Annotated in this window: 17 protein-coding genes and 1 pseudogene; 11 read left to right on the plus strand and 7 right to left on the minus strand. The window is 66.4% G+C overall.

What is annotated here, in order from left to right:
- The 3 genes and pseudogenes from ACK4FK_RS07070 to ACK4FK_RS07080 form a co-directional block, all read right to left on the minus strand.
- Positions 1-215 (minus strand): annotated as a pseudogene (locus ACK4FK_RS07070) (4-(cytidine 5'-diphospho)-2-C-methyl-D-erythritol kinase); the annotation flags it as partial.
- Positions 216-230: 15 nt separating this feature from the next.
- Positions 231-2000 (minus strand): tetratricopeptide repeat protein, encoded by a 1770-nt coding sequence (locus ACK4FK_RS07075; RefSeq protein WP_409743094.1) that lies wholly within the window; start codon positions 1998-2000, stop codon positions 231-233.
- Between the two features lie 4 nt (positions 2001-2004).
- On the minus strand, positions 2005-3666 hold the full coding sequence (locus ACK4FK_RS07080) for an electron transfer flavoprotein-ubiquinone oxidoreductase (RefSeq protein WP_409743098.1): 1662 nt from the start codon (positions 3664-3666) through the stop codon (positions 2005-2007).
- A gap of 158 nt (positions 3667-3824) precedes the next feature.
- Between ACK4FK_RS07080 and ACK4FK_RS07085 the strand changes: the two genes are divergently transcribed.
- From ACK4FK_RS07085 to ACK4FK_RS07115, 7 genes are all read left to right on the plus strand, one after another.
- Positions 3825-4682 (plus strand): uracil-DNA glycosylase, encoded by an 858-nt coding sequence (locus tag ACK4FK_RS07085; RefSeq protein ID WP_409743101.1) that lies wholly within the window; start codon positions 3825-3827, stop codon positions 4680-4682.
- Positions 4679-5890 carry an MFS transporter gene (locus ACK4FK_RS07090; protein WP_409743104.1) on the plus strand — a complete coding sequence of 404 codons (1212 nt, stop codon included), beginning with the start codon at positions 4679-4681 and terminating at the stop codon, positions 5888-5890. The genes ACK4FK_RS07085 and ACK4FK_RS07090 overlap by 4 nt, the downstream gene beginning before the upstream one ends.
- Positions 5891-5972: 82 nt before the next feature.
- Positions 5973-7820 carry a lytic transglycosylase domain-containing protein gene (locus tag ACK4FK_RS07095; protein ID WP_409743107.1) on the plus strand — a complete coding sequence of 616 codons (1848 nt, stop codon included), beginning with the start codon at positions 5973-5975 and terminating at the stop codon, positions 7818-7820.
- A gap of 42 nt (positions 7821-7862) precedes the next feature.
- Positions 7863-8438, plus strand: coding sequence for a molybdenum cofactor biosynthesis protein B (gene moaB / locus ACK4FK_RS07100; protein ID WP_409743109.1), 576 nt, complete (start codon positions 7863-7865; stop codon positions 8436-8438).
- A gap of 107 nt (positions 8439-8545) precedes the next feature.
- Positions 8546-8992 (plus strand): GNAT family N-acetyltransferase, encoded by a 447-nt coding sequence (locus ACK4FK_RS07105; RefSeq protein WP_409743112.1) that lies wholly within the window; start codon positions 8546-8548, stop codon positions 8990-8992.
- 257 nt (positions 8993-9249) lie between these two features.
- Positions 9250-10359: a PA0069 family radical SAM protein gene (locus ACK4FK_RS07110; protein ID WP_409743115.1), complete on the plus strand. Its 1110-nt coding sequence runs from the start codon at positions 9250-9252 to the stop codon at positions 10357-10359.
- 73 nt (positions 10360-10432) lie between these two features.
- Entirely contained in the window at positions 10433-10738 is a 306-nt protein-coding gene (locus ACK4FK_RS07115; protein ID WP_409743118.1) for a hypothetical protein, read from the plus strand.
- Positions 10739-10747: 9 nt separating this feature from the next.
- Here the strand turns inward: ACK4FK_RS07115 and ACK4FK_RS07120 are convergent, their stop codons facing one another.
- The 4 genes from ACK4FK_RS07120 to ACK4FK_RS07135 all read right to left on the minus strand — a co-directional run bounded on the left by ACK4FK_RS07120 (position 10748) and on the right by ACK4FK_RS07135 (position 14134).
- Positions 10748-10963, minus strand: a complete 216-nt coding sequence (locus ACK4FK_RS07120) for a hypothetical protein (protein ID WP_409743121.1) — start codon at positions 10961-10963, stop codon at positions 10748-10750.
- A 338-nt stretch (positions 10964-11301) separates the two neighbouring features.
- Complete coding sequence (locus ACK4FK_RS07125; RefSeq protein ID WP_409743124.1) at positions 11302-12777, minus strand: DUF294 nucleotidyltransferase-like domain-containing protein; 1476 nt, start codon at positions 12775-12777, stop codon at positions 11302-11304.
- Positions 12770-13531 carry a PolC-type DNA polymerase III gene (locus ACK4FK_RS07130; protein ID WP_409743127.1) on the minus strand — a complete coding sequence of 254 codons (762 nt, stop codon included), beginning with the start codon at positions 13529-13531 and terminating at the stop codon, positions 12770-12772. Before ACK4FK_RS07130 ends, ACK4FK_RS07125 begins: the two co-directional genes overlap by 8 nt.
- Before the next feature lie 3 nt (positions 13532-13534).
- Positions 13535-14134 (minus strand): hypothetical protein, encoded by a 600-nt coding sequence (locus tag ACK4FK_RS07135; protein WP_409743130.1) that lies wholly within the window; start codon positions 14132-14134, stop codon positions 13535-13537.
- 175 nt (positions 14135-14309) lie between these two features.
- Between ACK4FK_RS07135 and ACK4FK_RS07140 the strand changes: the two genes are divergently transcribed.
- The 4 genes from ACK4FK_RS07140 to ACK4FK_RS07155 all read left to right on the plus strand — a co-directional run bounded on the left by ACK4FK_RS07140 (position 14310) and on the right by ACK4FK_RS07155 (position 17144).
- Positions 14310-14576, plus strand: a complete 267-nt coding sequence (locus ACK4FK_RS07140) for a DUF4212 domain-containing protein (protein ID WP_409743134.1) — start codon at positions 14310-14312, stop codon at positions 14574-14576.
- Between the two features lie 19 nt (positions 14577-14595).
- Complete coding sequence (locus ACK4FK_RS07145) at positions 14596-16440, plus strand: sodium:solute symporter family protein (protein WP_409743136.1); 1845 nt, start codon at positions 14596-14598, stop codon at positions 16438-16440.
- Between the two features lie 84 nt (positions 16441-16524).
- Positions 16525-16848: a hypothetical protein gene (locus tag ACK4FK_RS07150; RefSeq protein WP_409743139.1), complete on the plus strand. Its 324-nt coding sequence runs from the start codon at positions 16525-16527 to the stop codon at positions 16846-16848.
- The gene (locus tag ACK4FK_RS07155) at positions 16845-17144 is read left to right on the plus strand and encodes a hypothetical protein (RefSeq protein WP_409743142.1); all 300 of its coding nucleotides are present in this window, start codon (positions 16845-16847) and stop codon (positions 17142-17144) included. The genes ACK4FK_RS07150 and ACK4FK_RS07155 overlap by 4 nt, the downstream gene beginning before the upstream one ends.
- Positions 17145-17155: the final 11 nt, after the last annotated feature.

A 17155-nucleotide genomic window follows, 5' to 3' on the forward strand; every position in this document is an offset into this window, starting at 1 on the left:
TTGTCCTCGTCCGCGGCCAGGCCCTCGGCCCGCGGGCCCTCGATGCGCAGGCTCAAGGCCTCGGCCGGCGCCACAGAAATCCGGTCGCAGGCATCCGGTGCCTGGGCGAAAACGACCAGGCTTTCCAGGTCGTGATAGCCATCCGCGCGCCGGCCGGTAACGTGCAGGAACAGGTTGATCTTGGCCGGCGCCAGCCGGCTGAGGCCATCGGCCATGGCGTCAGCCAGGCTTCACTTGGCCGCAACCGGATCGAGGCCCTGCTCGATCTTGCGCTGCACCTGCACGGCCAGATCCTGCTCGGGCTTCAGGCCCAGCGCGCGCCGCCACTGGAAACGCGCTTCCTCGCGGCGACCGACCCGCCAGTAGGCGTCGCCGAGATGATCGGTGATCACCGGGTCGCCGCCCTTGAGTTCGACGGCGCGCTCAAGCTGCACCACGGCTTCCTCGAAACGGCCCTGGCGATACAGCGCCCAGCCAAGGGAATCCACGATGGCGCCATCATTGGGCCTGAGCGCCACGGCGCGCTCGATCATCTTGGTGGCGCGTTCGACATGAACGTTCATGTCCACCCAGGAATAGCCGAGGTAGTTCAGCACCAGCGGGTTGTCGGGCTGCAGTTCCAGCGCCTTCAGCATGTCGGGCTCGGCCTTGTTCCACTGCTTCGAGCGCTCGTAGGCCACGCCGCGGCCGAAGAAGATGGCCCAGTGGCGCGGCTCGATCTGTTTGATGCGCTTCAGCCCTTCGGTGTATTCCTCGGCCGCCTCGCTCCAGCGTTCCATCTGCCGGTGCAGGTCGGCCAGCGTGAGGATGGCGCGCGAGCTGTCTGGCGCCGTATTGGCCATGCGGCGCAGCATGCGCACCGCGTCCTCGCCCCGGCCCAGCTCGTTGATGCACCAGGCCTGGCGGAGCTGCGCGCTTTCGACATAGGCCGATGCCGGCGACACCCGCCCATACATCGCGAGCGCCTGTTCCCAGCGCTCGCGGGTTTCGTAGATGTCGCCCAGCAGCATGCGGGCATCGTCCAGGTCGGGCCGCAGGAACAGGGCAAGCTGCAGGTGCAGTTCGGCCAGTTCGCCGCCGTCGGAGCGGCCGAAAGCCGAGGCAGAGGCGAACAGTGCTTCGGCCAGGCCGTCCACGGCATTGCCGACCAGCGGCTCGGTCGGGGCGCTGCGTTTGGTGTCCAGCCGGCGCAGGCCATGCAGCAGGACCGGGTTGTCCGGGTTGAGTACAAGCTGCTGGTCCAGCAGCCGGCGCGCCTCGGCGCTACGGCCGTTGCGCTCCAGGAAGCGGGCATAGCCATCCACCAGCCGCGTGCCCGGCCGCTCGCGGCCTTCGATCGCCTCGCGATAGGCGGCCTCGGTCGGTTCGGCCTGATTGAGCAGATCGAGCAGCAGCGGGCGTAGATGCGCATGCACGCCGCCAAGCAGCGGGTGACGTTCCAGCTTCTGCAGGCTGGCGACGGCCTGATCCGCCTCGCCCTTGCCGGCATGGGCAAAAGCGGCCAGCAGGGGATTGAAGGCGGCGTGAATCCCGTTATTGGGACCGTCGCTCACCAGGCGCAGCACGCCGTCGTAATCCCGGGCCAGCATCATCGCCGAGGCCTGGGTCATGCGCGGCAGGTATTCGCCGGGATTGAGCTGGCGCAGGGCCGGGATCAACGGCACGGCTTCGGCAACCCGGCCGTCGGCGAGCAGGGCGACGAAGGCGCCCTGGTTGAGCAGCGCGCTGCTGGGATCCTCGCGCAGGGCCCGCAGGTAGTAATCGGCGGCGGCCCTGGTGTCGTTGGTCTCGCGCGCATGGCGCGCGGCCAGGAAGTTGCCGTACGGGCTGTCGAGACGATAGGTGCCGCGCGGCTGGCTGCCCGACATGGTGCCGCCGCCGCAGGCCGCCAGCGGCAGGGCCATCAGCGCGGCAGCAGCCAGCAGGCCGGCCCGCAGCCGCGGTTGCGGCCGGAAGGAGAGAAGGGTGGGGTGACGCTTGCGGGAGGCTGGGTCTGTCATCGTCTCACATGTTGGGATAATTCGGACCGCCGCCCCCCTCCGGGACGGTCCAGTTGATGTTCTGCGCCGGGTCTTTGATGTCGCAGGTTTTGCAGTGGACGCAGTTCTGCGCATTGATCTGGAAGCGCGGGTTCTTGCCGTCGTCGTCGCGCAGCACCTCATAGACACCGGCCGGGCAGTAGCGCTGCGCCGGCTCGTCATACATGGGCAGGTTCCTGGCGATCGGGATCGACGGGTCCTTGAGCCGCAGATGGATCGGCTGATCCTCCTCGTGGTTGGTGTTCGACAGGAACACCGAAGACAGCTTATCGAAGCTGATCTTGCCATCGGGCTTGGGATAGGCAATCGGCTTGCATTGCGCGGCCGGCTTCAAACTCTCGTGATCGGCCTTGGCATGGCGCGAGGTCCAGCCGACCAGAAAGCCCAGGCCCAGGTCGTTCAGCCACATATGCATGCCGCCGACCAGCGTGCCGAGCCACATGCCGTAGCCCAGGGCCGGCTTCACGTTGCGCACCTTCCACAGGTCCTTGTACGACCACGAGGCCTTGAAGGCTTCCGGGTAGGCGGCCAGTTCGTCGCCGCCGGCCGAGCCGCCCTTCAGCGCCTCGAAAGCGGCCTCGGCCGCCAGCATGCCGGTCTTCATCGCATTGTGGCTGCCCTTGATGCGCGGCAGGTTCACGAAGCCGGCGGAGCAGCCGATCAGCGCGCCGCCCGGGAAGGTCAGCTTCGGGATCGACTGCAGGCCGCCTTCGTTGATGGCGCGCGCGCCATAGGCGATGCGCTTGCCGCCCTCGAAATACTCGCGCACGCTCGGATGCGTCTTGAACCGCTGAAACTCGTCGAAGGGCGACAGATGCGGATTCTGGTAGTTCAGGTGCACCACAAAGCCCACGGCCACCTGGTTGTCTTCCAGGTGGTACATGAAGCTACCGCCGCCGGTGGCGCTGTCCAGCGGCCAGCCCTGGGTATGGATCACCAGGCCCGGTTTGTGCTTGGCCGGATCGATCTGCCACAGCTCCTTGATGCCGATGCCGAACTTCTGCGGATCGACGCCGTCGCGCAGGTTGAACTTCTGCTGGATCTCCTTGGCCAGCGAGCCGCGCACGCCTTCGGCGATCAGGGTGTATTTGCCGCGCAGTTCGACGCCCGGGGTATAGCCCGATTTCTTTTCGCCGTCGCGGCCGATGCCCATGTCGCCGGTGGCCACGCCCACCACCTCGCCCTTGTCGCCATACAGAACCTCGGCGGCGGCAAAGCCCGGGAAGATCTCGACGCCCAGCTCCTCGGCCTGACTCGCCAGCCAGCGGCAGACATTGCCGAGCGAGACGATGTAGTTGCCGTGATTGTTCATCAGCGGCGGCAGGGCGATGTTCGGGATCGGGATGTGGTTCGCTTCGGTCAGGATCATGAAGCGGTCGTCAGTGACCGGCGTGTTGAGCGGCGCGCCCTTGTCCTTCCAGTCGGGGATCAGTTCGTTCAGCGCGATGGGATCAATCACCGCGCCCGACAGGATATGGGCGCCGACTTCCGAGCCCTTTTCGATCACGCAAACCGATACGTCATGGTCCTGTTCGGCAGCGAGCTGCTTCAGGCGGATCGCAGCCGACAGCCCGGCCGGGCCGGCGCCCACGATCACCACGTCGTATTCCATCGCTTCGCGTTCCATCGCGGGGCACCCCTTAACTTTTGGCCGGCCGGCTGGTCGGGCCGCTGGCGGCTGGTCGTTTGGCTGGTTTTTTAATCGGACGCCTTGGGTTGACGTCCCCCGTTTGCTTACCAGACTATGGGGGGCAAGCCAACGGCGCGAGCCCCGTCCGCACGGTCATGAACGTAACGGAAGCCACTGATTTTCCGCCTTCTCTGCTCGAGATCGCCCTGTTCTACGCCGAAGCCGGCGTAGACGAGGCGATTGGCGATCAGCCGGTGGACCGTACCCAGGCGCCCCCGGCACGCGAGGCGGCGCGCCCGGCTGCGGTTCCGGGCCAGGCCGCCGCTCCGATTCCGGGTGGCAATCCATCCGCCAACCCGCCGCCGCGTGCACCGGCCGCTTCCGCCCCGGCGCTGCTCTCGGCCTCCGACGTGGAAAGCGCCGCCCGCCGCGCCGCCCGGGCCTGCCAGACCATCCCGGAACTGGAAGCGGCGATCAAAAGCTTCGAGGGCTGCGGCCTGAAGGCCACCGCCACCAACACCGTGATCGCCCGCGGCAACCCGCAGGCGCCGCTGATGATCATCGGCGAGGCGCCCGGCCGCGACGAGGACGCCCAGGGCCTGCCTTTCGTGGGCGAGAGCGGCCAGCTGCTCGACCGCATGCTGAAGGCCATCGGCCGCGACGAGCAGAATACCTACATCTCCAACATCATCTTCTGGCGGCCGCCGGGCAACCGCGATCCTTCAACCGAAGAGATCCTTGCCTGCAAGCCCTTCATCGAGCGCCTGATCGAACTGGTCCAGCCGAAGGTGATCGCCTGCGCCGGCAAGCATGCCGCCGCCACCCTGCTGGGCACCACGCAGGGCATCACCCGCACGCGCGGTCGCTGGCATGAATACCAGCGCGAGGGCATCGGCATTCCGGCCATGCCGCTCTTGCATCCCGCCTATCTGCTGCGCCAGCCCGGCGTGAAGCGCGAGGCCTGGCACGACATGCTGGAACTTGCGGCCAAGCTGGAACAACTCGGCCTGTGACCGGCTCCGTCTTCTACGGCTGGATCGTCGTTGCCGCCGCCTTCCTGGTGATGTTCACCGGCTTTGGCGCGGCCTATACGTTTCCCGCCTTTTTCGAACCCCTGAGCCGCGAATTCGGCGCCTCGCGCGGCACCGTGTCGCTGGTATTCTCGGCCGCCGGCTTCCTGTATTTCGCGCTCGGCGCGCTCAGCGGCCGTCTGGCCGACCGCCTCGGGCCGCGCCCGGTGGTGGGTTTCGGCATGGCCTGCATCGGCCTGGGACTGATCGCCGCCAGCTTCGCCGACAGCCTGGCTTCCATCGTGATCTTCTATGGCTTAGGGATCGGCATCGGCGTCGGCTTTTCCTATGTGCCCGCGATCGGCACGGTGCAGCGCTGGTTCCTGGCCAAACGCGGCCAGGCCTCGGGCTGGGCGGTGGCCGGCATCGGCATCGGCACCATGGCGGCGCCGCCGGCCGCAGCCTTCGCCATCGAACATCTGGGCTGGCGCGGCACCTATGTGCTGTTCGGCATCGTGGTGCTGGTACTGGGTGCGCTGGCGACGATGCTGCTGCGCGCCTCGCCGGCTGCCATGGGCCTGCAGCCCGACGGTGCAGCCACGCCGGCTGCCGCCGCCGCCGGCCCACCGGCAGGCATGGAGCTGCGCGCCGTGCTGCGCCATCGCGCCTTCTGGCTGCTCTATGCCGCCGGCGCGCTGAACTGCGTGGGCACCTTCGTGCCCTTCGTGCATCTGGCGCCGTTTGCCATGGACCAGGACCTGAGCCGTTCGGAAGGCGTGTGGCTGGTCGGCCTGATCGGCGTGGGCAGCACGCTGGGCCGCTTCGTGCTCGGCGGCGTGGCCGACCGTATCGGCCGCGGCCGCAGTTTAAGCCTGGTGATGCTGCTCAGCGGCGTGGCGCTGTTCTACTGGATCGTGGCGCAGGGCTTCCTCGCACTCGCCGTCTTCGCGCTGGCCTTCGGGCTCTTCTATGGCGGCTTCGTCGCGCTCATCCCGGCCTTCACGGCGGATCTGTTTGGCCTGCGCGCCATGTCGGCGGTGCTGGGCGTGCTCTATACCTCGGTGGCGGCCGGCACGCTGCTGGGTCCGACGCTGGCCGGCTGGGTCTTCGACGTGACCGGCAGCTACACCTGGCCGATTGCGATCTGCGCCCTGGGCTGTGTCCTGGCTGCCGGTATCATATTGAAACTGCCACAGCATTTGGCGGAATAGCGCGATTTCTGTTTTTGGCCGCACCGAGTTTACTTGTCCGTTAACCCATCTTGGGCTATCCGGGGCAGCGATGAAAAACGGGGTGGGGATCAGACGCCTGGGATGCAGCGCCGCTTTGGCCCTGTTCCTGGCCATCGGGGGGCAGGCGCCAGCCTTTGCGCAACAGGCTGGAGCGCAGGCTCCGTCCGCGACGCCCGAACAGCTCGCATCGCTGGCGACGGCAGGCGATACCGAAACCAGCCTGCCCGCCATGCTGGAGGCCGCCGATGTCGAACGCTACCAGCGCATCTTCGAATTCCAGGCCGACACCGAATGGGCCAAGGCCGACCGCGAGATCGCGCGGCTGAAGAACAAGCTGCTGCTGGGCCATGTGCTGCATCAGCGCTACACCCATCCCAACGCTTACAATTCCTCCTATGCCGAGTTGCAGGACTGGATGGTGAAATACCGCGACCATCCCGGTGCCGAGGAGATCTATCGCCTGGCCCTGCGCAAGAAGCCGCGCAAGGACAGGGCGCCGCCGGGGCCGCTGGGCACCGATCTGGGCGAGTATGCCGGCGAACAGCCGGGCGAGGTGGCCACCGCGCGTCGCCGCCCGGTGCCCAGGGATCGCGACCCCGAGCATCGCAAGGCCATCGCCCAGGCCGAGGTGCAGTTCAACGCCATGCTGAAGCGCGACCGCTTCGCCGAAGCGGAAGCCTTCCTGGCCAAACCCGACATCCGCGCCAAGCTGAGCGCATCCGAATACGACGACTGGCGCCGCCGCCTGGCCTGGAACTACATGCTGGAAGGCGACGACGAAAAAGCATTGCGCCATGCCGCGCCGGCGGCCCAGCGCTCGCGCGCCCGCGTGCCGGAAGCCGACTGGGTGGCCGGTCTGGCCGCCTGGCGCCTGGGGCGTTACGACAACGCGGCCCATCATTTCGAGAACCTGGCCTTTTCAAAGACCGCCGCCGGCTGGAACCGCGCCGCCGGCGCCTGGTGGGGCGCGCGGGTGATGCTGCGCCTGCGCCAGCCTTCGGAAGCGATCCGCCTGCTGGAAGTGGGCGCGCAGCAGGAGCGCACCTTCTACGGCCAGCTCAGCCTGGCCCAGCTCGGCATGGACCAGCCCCTGCGCTGGTCGCCGCCGCCGCTGAGCGACGACGAAATCCGCAAACTCTCCGACATGCCGGCCCTGCGCCGCGCCATGGCCTTGAGCGAGGTCGGCGAGGCGGTGCGCGCCGACCGCGAGATCACCCGGCTCTTCTCGCAGGCGCCCGATCAGCTGGCCGGCGCGCTGCTCGGTTTCGCCAGCCGTATGCAGGCGCCGGCATCCTCCATGCGCATCGGCATCGCCTGGTACACGGTGAAGGGCGAGGGCTTCGACCACGCGCTCTATCCGCTGCCGCCCTGGGAACCGGAAAGCGGCTTCAGCGTCGACCGCGCCCTGGTCTTCGCCTTCATGCGCCAGGAAAGCGCCTTCAACGCCCGCGCCATGAGCCCGGCCGGCGCCACCGGCCTGATGCAGCTCATGCCGCGCACGGCCGGCGCCGTGGCCGGCGACCGCAGCCTGCATCACAAGAGCGGCCGCCATAAGCTGTTCGCGCCGGAATACAATATCGAACTGGGGCAGCGTTATCTGCAGCACCTGCTGGAGATGCCGATGATCCGGGGCAACCTGTTCTACCTCGCCGCCGCCTATAACGGCGGCCCCGGCAATCTGCAGAAATGGCTGCGCGCCAACCCCGAGGCCGCATCCGACCCGCTGCTGTTCATCGAGACCATCCCGCTGGCCGAGACGCGCAATTTCGTGCAGCGCGTGCTGACCAACTACTGGATCTACCGCACCCGCATCGGCCAGCCCGATCCCAGCCTGAAGGACGCCATGACCGGTGGCCTGCCGCTCTACAAGGCTTTCGACGGCGCGCAGCAGACTGCCCAAGGCCGCTGATCCGCCCTAGATTACTGGCCGTCGTTTCCGGGAGTCCGCGCCATGACCGAACTGCAACCCCAATCTTTCGTCGATGCCGATGGCAAGCGCCTGTTTGTGCCGGTGCGCATCGCCGTGCTGACCGTGTCGGATACCCGCAGCGTCGACGACGACAGATCGGGCAACACGCTGGTCGAGCGGCTGACCGAGGCCGGACATCTGCTGGCGGCGCGCGCCATCGTGAAGGACGAGATCGACGCCATCCGCACCCAGGTGAAGGCCTGGATCGACGATCCGGCCATTGATGTTGTGCTGTCCACCGGCGGCACCGGCGTCACCGGCCGCGATGTCACGCCCGAGGCCTTCGAGGGCATCTTCGAGAAAAGCATTCCGGGTTTCGGCGAGCTGTTCCGCATGCTCAGCTACCAGAAGATCGGCACCTCCACGATCCAGTCGCGCTGCACCGCCGGCGTCACGCGCGGCACCTACCTGTTCGCGCTGCCCGGCTCGCCCGGCGCCTGCCGCGATGCCTGGGACATGATCCTGAAGGACCAGCTCGACTACCGCCACAAGCCCTGCAATTTCGTCGAACTGTTTCCGCGCCTGCGCGAGCATGAACGACGCGGCGGCAGCAAATAGGACAAGCGGGGCCTACTGGCTCCATCTGTTTTGCCGAAACTGGCGCTTATGCCGCTGCCGTCCTCGCGCTAATCGGATCGGGTCCCGCTTGAAGGAACCCCCTATCCATGTCCGATATCGTCATCCGCCCGGTGGCCGCGAATGAACGCGCGCATTGGGAGCCGCTGTGGCGCGGCTATCTGGCCTTTTACGAAAAATCCGTGCCCGAGGCCGTCACCGATTTCACCTGGCAGCGGCTGCTCGATCCGACGAACGCGATCGAAGGCCTGATGGCCTGGGAGGGCGAGGCCGCGCTGGGCCTTGTGCAGTATCTGCTGCATCCCTCCACCTGGAACCGGGGCGGCAACGTCTATCTGCAGGACCTGTTCGTGGTGCCCGAAGCGCGCGGCAAACGCATCGGCCGCCGGCTGATCGCGGCCGTCACCGAGATATCGAAGGCCAAGGGCGCCGGCGTGCTGTACTGGCAGACCGAGGAATTCAACGGCACGGCACGGCGGCTGTATGAGCGCGTGGCCAAACGCGCGCCCTTCGTGCGCTACAATATCGAACTGTGAAGGTTCAACCGGCTAAGGGAAATCGTCATGCCCGGCCGTGTGCCGGGCATCCACGTCTCGACACGTGAAAAAACACATGGATGGCCGGGCCAAGCCCGGCCATGACGGCCTTTCTGGTTCGACTTATGCCTTCTCTGATTTCAGCGTGATGATGGGCCTATCCATGGCGAAGCGGCCCCAATTCCGGATCAAAGGACTATATTCATATAATCTGATTATTTCTTGAAATGTTCTCATTGCCGGTCTAGTCTCCCGCCATGTCAAAAATCGTTCCGCGCGCCATTTCCACCCCCGCCGACCATGCACATCCCGATGCGCGGCGCGGCCGGGGCGCGCTGAGCGCGGTGCGCAGCCGCTATGACTCGGAAACGCGCCAGCGCGAGGACGATGGCTGGGACAATCTGGAAACCGGCGAGCCGATCCGAACCGTGCTGCATGAAGACAGCACGCGCAAAATCATCGCCTGGAACGACTCGCCCGACATTCCCTTCGACCGCTCGATCAATCCCTATCGCGGCTGCGAGCATGGCTGCATCTACTGTTTCGCGCGCCCCAGCCATGCCTATCTGGGTTTTTCGCCCGGGCTGGATTTCGAAACCCAGATCGTGTTCAAGCCCAACGCGGCGATGCTGCTGCGGCAGGAGCTGTCGGCGCGCGGCTATCGTCCGGCCACGCTCTCCATGGGCACCAACACCGATCCCTACCAGCCGGTGGAGCGCGAGCTGAAGATCACGCGCGCGATCCTCGAAGTGCTGCTGGAGACGCGCCATCCGCTCGGCATCGTCACCAAGAACCATCTGGTCACGCGCGACATCGACATCCTCTCCGAGATGGCAAAACTCGGGCTGGTGAAGGTGTTCGTCTCGCTCACCACGCTGGATCGCAAACTGGCCCGTGCCATGGAGCCGCGCGCCTCCACGCCGCCCAAGCGGCTGGAAGCCATCCGCATGCTCAACGACGCCGGCATTCCGGCCGGGGTGATGACGGCGCCGATGATTCCCGCCGTCAACGACATGGAACTGGAACGCCTGCTGGAAGTGGCCTGGGAGGCCGGCGCGCGCGAGGCCGGCTGGGTGCTGCTGCGCCTGCCGTTCGAGCTGAAGGAGCTGTGGCGCGAATGGCTGGCCGAGCATTTCCCCGATCGCGCCGCCAAGGTGATGAAGCTGGTGCAGGAGGCACGCGGGGGGAAGGATTACGTGGCCGATTTCGGCGGCCGCATGCGTGGCGAGGGCGCCTATGCCGACCTGATCGCGCAGCGCTTCGCCCTGGCCATCAAACGCATCGGCTTCAACGAGCGGCGGCTGAGCCTGCGCAAGGACCTGTTCGTGCCGCCGGAAAAGGATGCGCGGCAGGGGCGATTGTTCTAGGGCGGTTTCCGAGCCGGGCCTGCGACACTATCGCCTGCGTCGGCACGGTATTTACGCGCTATAATTTTAAATCATGACCGCCCGCCGCAGATATGGCCCGCGCCGCCTGATCGCCTGGATGCCGCCGCATGTGCGCTTCCTGGGCCTGCATGCGCTGGTCGGTTTTGCTCTGGCCTCGGTATTCGTGGCGGCGGTGATCTGGAGCAATGCCTTTGGGCTTGGCCGCCTGCTGCTCGACACCGCCCTGCATCCCATGCCGGTACTGCTGCTGTGGTTCTTCACCGGGCTCACCTTCGGCAGCGTGCAGATGGGCGCGGCCGTGATGTTCCAGAACGATGTGCTGTTCCGCGATCCCGACGAGGACGAGCCCTTTTACTGAGGTCGTAATCTAGGGCCGCATGAACTCATAATCGCGGTCTTCCAGGTTCTCGATCACGAACATCAGTTCCGACCTGATATCCGCGATGCTGCGCCGGGTCTTCAGCACGCGCACGGCATCGGCGATCAGGTCGCTGGCCACCGTCTCGGGCGGGATGGCGTGCTGCGCGGCCTCGGCGAGGGCTGCTTCCACATGGCGGTGCACGAGTTCATAGGCGCTGGTCATGGGCTTCCCCTTTGCCGCTGCAGAATGGCGGCCCGGGCCCGGGGTGGCCTTGATGAAGATCAAGCGGCGTCCGGCATGCGATGGTATGCGCGATGGGCCGGATCGGGGCGCCAAAAATTCAGGCTGGCCGTTTGTTCTTGTTTATGATATGTTCTTTTTTGTCAGGGCAAATGATTTCAAGGGGATAACGACGCAAAACCGACTCAAAACGACGCAAAAGCCGCTGCCGGCGACGCAAAACCGGTCGCCTCGGGCGCAAAGGCGCCGGCGCCAGCCGGCTTTAAGCGCCAATCAGGCCGGCCTCTGGGTCAGGCCGGCCTCTGGGAAGGGGCTGCGAGTCACGTGGGCCCGTCGGGCTGCGTCAGGCTGGCCTGGCTGGTCAGCACGCCCTGGATCATGTCAGGCAGCAGATCGAGGTGTTTCAGGGCCGCCTTCAGGCGGTCGCGGTCGCGGCGGTTCAGCGCGTCCGGGTCGATCTTGCTGCCGGGTTCGCGGCCGGCGGCCAGGTCGGCGATCTGCTGTTCCAGGATCAGGCGCAGCAGCAGGCCCTGGGCCTCGATCAGGCCGTTCAGGTCCTCCGGGCCGATCAGGCCCACCCGGCCCACGGCGCGCAGGCGCTCGTCGGTGGCGGTGGCGTTGCTGCCCAGCTTCAGCGCCATCAGCCGCGCCGCGCTCACCAGCGGCAGCAGGCCGCCGAGCTTGAGGTCCACCCTGCCGCCCTCGCCGGCGCGCAGGCGGCCGAAGAAGCCGATGGCGGGATGCAGCTGCGCCGTCTGCTCGGCCAGCAGGCGCAGGAAGACCGGCGAGGAGCGCGCCGCCGCCAGCGCCTCGTTGCGCAGGCCCTCGCCCAGGCGCAGCGCGCCGTAGACGGGCTTGAGGTCGTAGAAGATGTCGACGTTCAGCAGCGCCTCGGGCGAGTGGCGCTTGATCCAGTCGGTCACGCGGCTGCGCCACTGGCCCTGGGCACCGCGCCAGCCCGGGTTCTTGGCCATCACGCCGCCCTTGCAATAGGGGATGCCGGCGGCGTCCAGCAGGTCGGCCACGCGTTCGCCGGCGCGGGCATACCAGCCATCGTCCTCGCTGCTGCCGGCATGTACGATGGCGTTGTCCTGGTCGGGCTTCAGCAGGCTTTCGCCGCGCCCGCCCGAGCCCAGCACCAGCATGCACCAGGGCGCCGGTGCCGGCTGGCCCTCGGCCTGCATCTGCGCCTCGACGATGGCGCTGGCGCGCGCGGTGATGTCGCAGTAGATGCCCGAGATCACGGCCGCCACCTCGCGCGCGCCGCTGCCATCCTGCAGCAGATGCGTCGCCAGTTGCGGCAATGCGGCACGGGCATGGCCCAGTTCTTCCGCCGTCTGCGCCACGTCCAGCTCATCAGCGATCACCTGGCCGTCCAGCGCGCGCAGCGCCAGCAGGGCGCGGGCCGAGACCATGCCGGTATAACGTCCGGCATCGTCGGTCACCGGCAGGTAGCGCAGGTTCATGCGGCGCATGCGGCCGATGGCGCGGAACATGAAGGCGCTTTCGTTGATCGCCACCACCTCGCGGGTCATGATGTCGCCCGCGCTCAAACCCAGCGCCGCCGCGGCATGTTTGCCCAGCGCGCGGGTGATGTCGCGTTCGGTCAGGATGCCCACCACCTGGTCGAAGCGGTTGGTCACCAGCAGCGCGCCGCGCGCATCCTCGGCCATGCGCCTGGCGATGGCGGGCAGCAGCGCGTCCTCGGCGATGGTCTGCGCCGGGCTGCGCATGATCTCGGCCACGCGCCGGCGATAGGGTTCCAGGTCGGGCACATGCGCGGGTATGTCAGCCATGGCCCGATCTCCCGGCATGGGCCAGGCCGTGCGGCAGCAGCATCTCGATGGCCCATCCCGCATTGCCCTGGCCATGCAGGATGTCGCGCTGCTTCTGCATCAACGCCTGCGCGCCGCCCAGCGTGGCGACGCCGATGCGCGTCAGCGCCGGCAGCATGCGGGCCCAGATGCCCAGGCAGGCCTCGGCGTCGCCCAGGGCCGTGTGGCGGCCGCCGATGGCGATGCCGAACTCGGCGGCCACATGCTCCAGCGTGATGGTGGCCGCGCGCGGCTTCAGCCCGGCATAGAGCAGGCCCAGATCCAGCGCGGCGGCCGGCGGATGATAGGGCAGGCGGTGGCGTTCCGCCTCGTGCCGCAGCAGCGCCAGGTCGTAGGCGATGTTGTGGCCGATCATCACGCGGCCCTGCCAGCCAAGCTGCAGGCTGGGCCAGACCAGCGGCAGGGAGGGCGCAGTGGCCACCATCTCGTCGCCGATGCCGTGGATCGCCGTCGAGGCCGGCGGAATCTTCACCCCGGGATGCACCAGGAAATCGACCGGCGGCATGTCCTGCAGCTCGGCGCCGCGGCAGGGCAGGCCGCCAATCGAGACCAGCCGGTCGCGGCGCACGTTCAGTCCCGTCGTCTCGGTGTCGAACAGCAGGGCGGGCAGGGTGGACAGCGGTTCGTCGGCCGGCAGGGTGAAGCGGGCGGCGACGGGTGCCGAGCGGACCGCGCCCAGCAGGCGCTGCATCCCGCCGATCAGCCGCCGCCGCATGGCCTATGCCGTCAGCGCCGCGACCAGCGCATCGCGGCGGAAGCGCTTGAGCATCGAGGCATGGGCGGCCAGCGCATGCAGGCGCAGGTCGCCGTTGATCACCTCGCGGTCGTTGCGCTTCAGCCGGTCGGCGATCGGCACCAGTTGATGGATCAGCTTCGCCGTTTCGGTCACCACCTGCTCCGGCGAGGCCGGCTCCGACTGGCGGGCCAGGGCAAAGCGGCTGTCGAAGGCAGCGATGGCATCGGCCCAGTCCCGGCGGTGCGCAGGTACCTCTTCATTCAGGATGGCCCGATAAAGGGCCGCCAGCGAATCGCCCAGCCGGCGCCGGGCCTCGGCATCCCCTGGGCGCAGCCAGCCCTCGATCAGGATCAGCATGTCGGCCAGGGTGCCGGCAAAGGCCTCCCAGCGGCAGAGTTCCTGCTGGTCCCGGAAGGCGGGCTCGGTCAGCAACTTCTCGTAGTCGTACATGGTCTTGACGCGGCAATAGCCGATCACCGTCTTCTGGGCCAGATAGGCGGCTTCGCCAGCGGCAAAGGCTTTCAGCTCGTCTGGCGTCGAAACCGACGGTGGAAAAAAGAACTCGAGTGTGCGGCGCAGCAAAATGCGTTTCTCCCCTGTGGTACGCTGGCATAAATGCCTGTCAAACCTCGCTTAAACTTTGGTCTAATGGGCTGCGGCAAGTGCCGACTCCTATACTGCACGAAGCTGGCGTGCGGGTCGAATCCGCCGTCAGGCGCATAACCGAAGCATAAACAACAAGGGGCAGGAGCGCTTCATGTCAGACCTAACTCCGGAAAAGGCCAAGGCCTATTGGGCCAGAACGTCCGGCCTCATGTGGACGATGCTGGCGATCTGGTTCTTCTTCGGCTTCGTGGTGCACTTCTTCGCGCCGCAGCTGAACAATATCCGCATCATCGGCTTCCCGCTCGGCTTCTACATGGCTGCGCAGGGCTCGCTGATCGCCTTCGTCGTGTCGCTGTTCTGGTTCGCCTCGAAGCAGAATTCGATCGACGAGGAATTCGGCGTCGCCGAAGACGAATAACCCAGGGGGGAACGCCACTATGGCAAACGCAAACGACAAGGGCGGCGGTTTTATCGCCAACCTCGGCAAGATTTACGGGTTGTACACGGGCGGCTTCGCCGTTTTCGTGATCATCCTCGCAATCCTCGAACAGATGGGCGTCTCCAATCAGGTGATCGGCTATCTGTTCGTGTTCATGACGATCGGCGTCTACGCGTTGATCGGCGTGATCTCACGCACGGCGGAAATGGGCGAATACTACGTCGCCGGCCGCAAGGTGCCAGCCTTCTACAACGGCATGGCGACGGGCTCGGACTGGATGTCCGCGGCATCGTTCATCGGCATGGCCGGTTCGCTCTACCTGCTCGGCTATGACGGCCTCGCCTTCGTGCTCGGCTGGACCGGCGGCTACCTGCTGGTGTCGATCCTGCTGGCGCCGTATCTGCGCAAGTTCGGCCAGTACACGGTGCCCGACTTCCTCGGCGCCCGTTACGGCGGCAACCTGGCGCGCTTCGTCGGCGTGATCGTGCTGATCTCGGCCTCGTTCACCTACGTGACGGCGCAGATCTTCGGCGTGGGCATCATCGCCTCCCGCTTCCTCGGCATCTCGTTCGAGGTCGCGGTGTTCGTCGGTCTGGCCGGCATCCTGGTCTGCTCGATGCTGGGTGGCATGCGCGCGGTGACCTGGACCCAGGTGGCGCAGTACATCATCCTGATCATCGCCTACCTGATCCCGGTGGTCATCCTGTCGACCCAGCTTACCGGCGTTCCGATCCCGCAGCTGATGTATGGTCAGGCGCTGGAGAAGATCGCGGCACTCGAACCGGCCCTGGGCGTCGTGAAGACCCACACGGCCACCTTCTCGAATGCCAAGGGCGAGATGAACTTCACCGACGGTCTGAACTTCTTCGCGCTGATCCTCTGCTTGATGGTGGGTACGGCTGCCCTGCCGCACATTCTGATGCGTTACTTCACCACGCCGAGCGTGCGTGAGGCTCGTCAGTCGGTGGCATGGAGCCTGTTCTTCATCTTCCTGCTGTACTTCACCGCGCCGTCCTATGCCGCCTTCGCGAAGCTGGAAGTTTACCAGAACGTGATCGGCCAGCAGATCTCGGCCCTGCCAGGCTGGGTGCAGTCATGGGGTTCGATCGGTCTGGTCGGCGCCTGCGACGCAGCCGATGCCGCGCAGAAGTTCGCGCTTTGCGCCGGTGTGAAGGGTAACGCTGACGGCATCCTGCAGCTCAGCGAGTTCCGCATCCATACGGACGCCATCGTTCTGGCGACTCCGGAGATCGCGGGTCTGCCCTACGTCATCGCGGGCCTGGTCGCGGCCGGCGGTCTGGCGGCGGCGCTCAGCACGGCCGACGGCCTGCTGCTCGCCATCGCAAACGCTCTCAGCCATGACATCTACTACCGCATGATCGACCCGAATGCGCCGACCAAGCGTCGCCTGATCATCAGCCGCGTGCTGCTGATCATCGTGGCGATTGCCGCGGCGTATACGGCGGCGCAGAAGCCCTCGACCATCCTCGCGATGGTGGCCTGGGCCTTCTCGATCGCCGCTTCGGGCCTGTTCCCGGCGCTGGTGATGGGCATCTGGTGGAAACGCACGAGCAATGTCGGCGCCGTTGCCGGCATGATCGCGGGTTACGGCGTCTGCCTGTACTACCTGATCATGACCCAGTTCTATGGCATGCCGCTGTGGTTCGGGGTGCGCAACATCTCCTGCGGCCTCTTCGGCATTCCTGCGGCCTTCATCGTCACCTACGTGGTGAGCTTGATGACCGCGGCGCCGTCGAAGGAAATGCAGGATTTCATCGACAGCATCCGCGTTCCCAAGGGCGACGTTAAGCTCGCCCGGGCCGAGGACGCGGTCATTCACTAAAGCACACCGCTTCTTGTCGGTGGCGGCGGGGGCCTTATACTGGCCCCCGCCGTTTTCTTTTTGGGTTTCTTTTCCGGATTATCAATGACATCGCAGCCCGACTTCTTCTGGAGCTTTCTGCCCTACTGGGCGGTCAGCTACGCGCTGGCCCTGATCGCCTGGACCTGCGTCGGGCGGTTTCTGATGACCGCCTTCTTGCCGCCGGACCATCCGAACTACATTTTCCGCTGGTTCAAGTTGCTGACCAACTGGGCGGTATGGCTCACCGATTTCATCACGCCGCGCTTCGTCAACCTGCGCTTCTTGCCGCTGGTGACGGCCTTCTGGGCCTTCGCCCTGCGCTACGTGGCGCATTTCATCTTCGCCGCCAATGGCATGGCCCCCAGCCTGGTGCAGGCCGCATCATGAACCCGCAGACCGTTTTCATCGCCATCCTCGGCGTGACCCTGCTGAATGGGTTCGTATCCCCCATGGTGCCGCTGGTCTTTGTCATGTCCCCGGTCTGGCTGCCGGAATTCGTGCCGCCGACGCGGATCGCGCTGCTTTATGGCACCTCGCTGATCGTCTCGGTTTCCACGCTGCTGATCTCGGCCGTGCCGGCCGGGATTTTCGAGCGGCTTACCGGCCGGCAACAGACCGACATGACCTCGATGCTGGTCTGGCTGGGCGCCGCGATCCTGCTCACCCTGCCCGGGTTGCTCTGAACCCAGTCGCC

This window comes from Ferrovibrio sp., from assembly GCF_046297895.1.
In the GTDB taxonomy this organism is placed as follows: Bacteria; Pseudomonadota; Alphaproteobacteria; order Ferrovibrionales; family Ferrovibrionaceae; genus Ferrovibrio.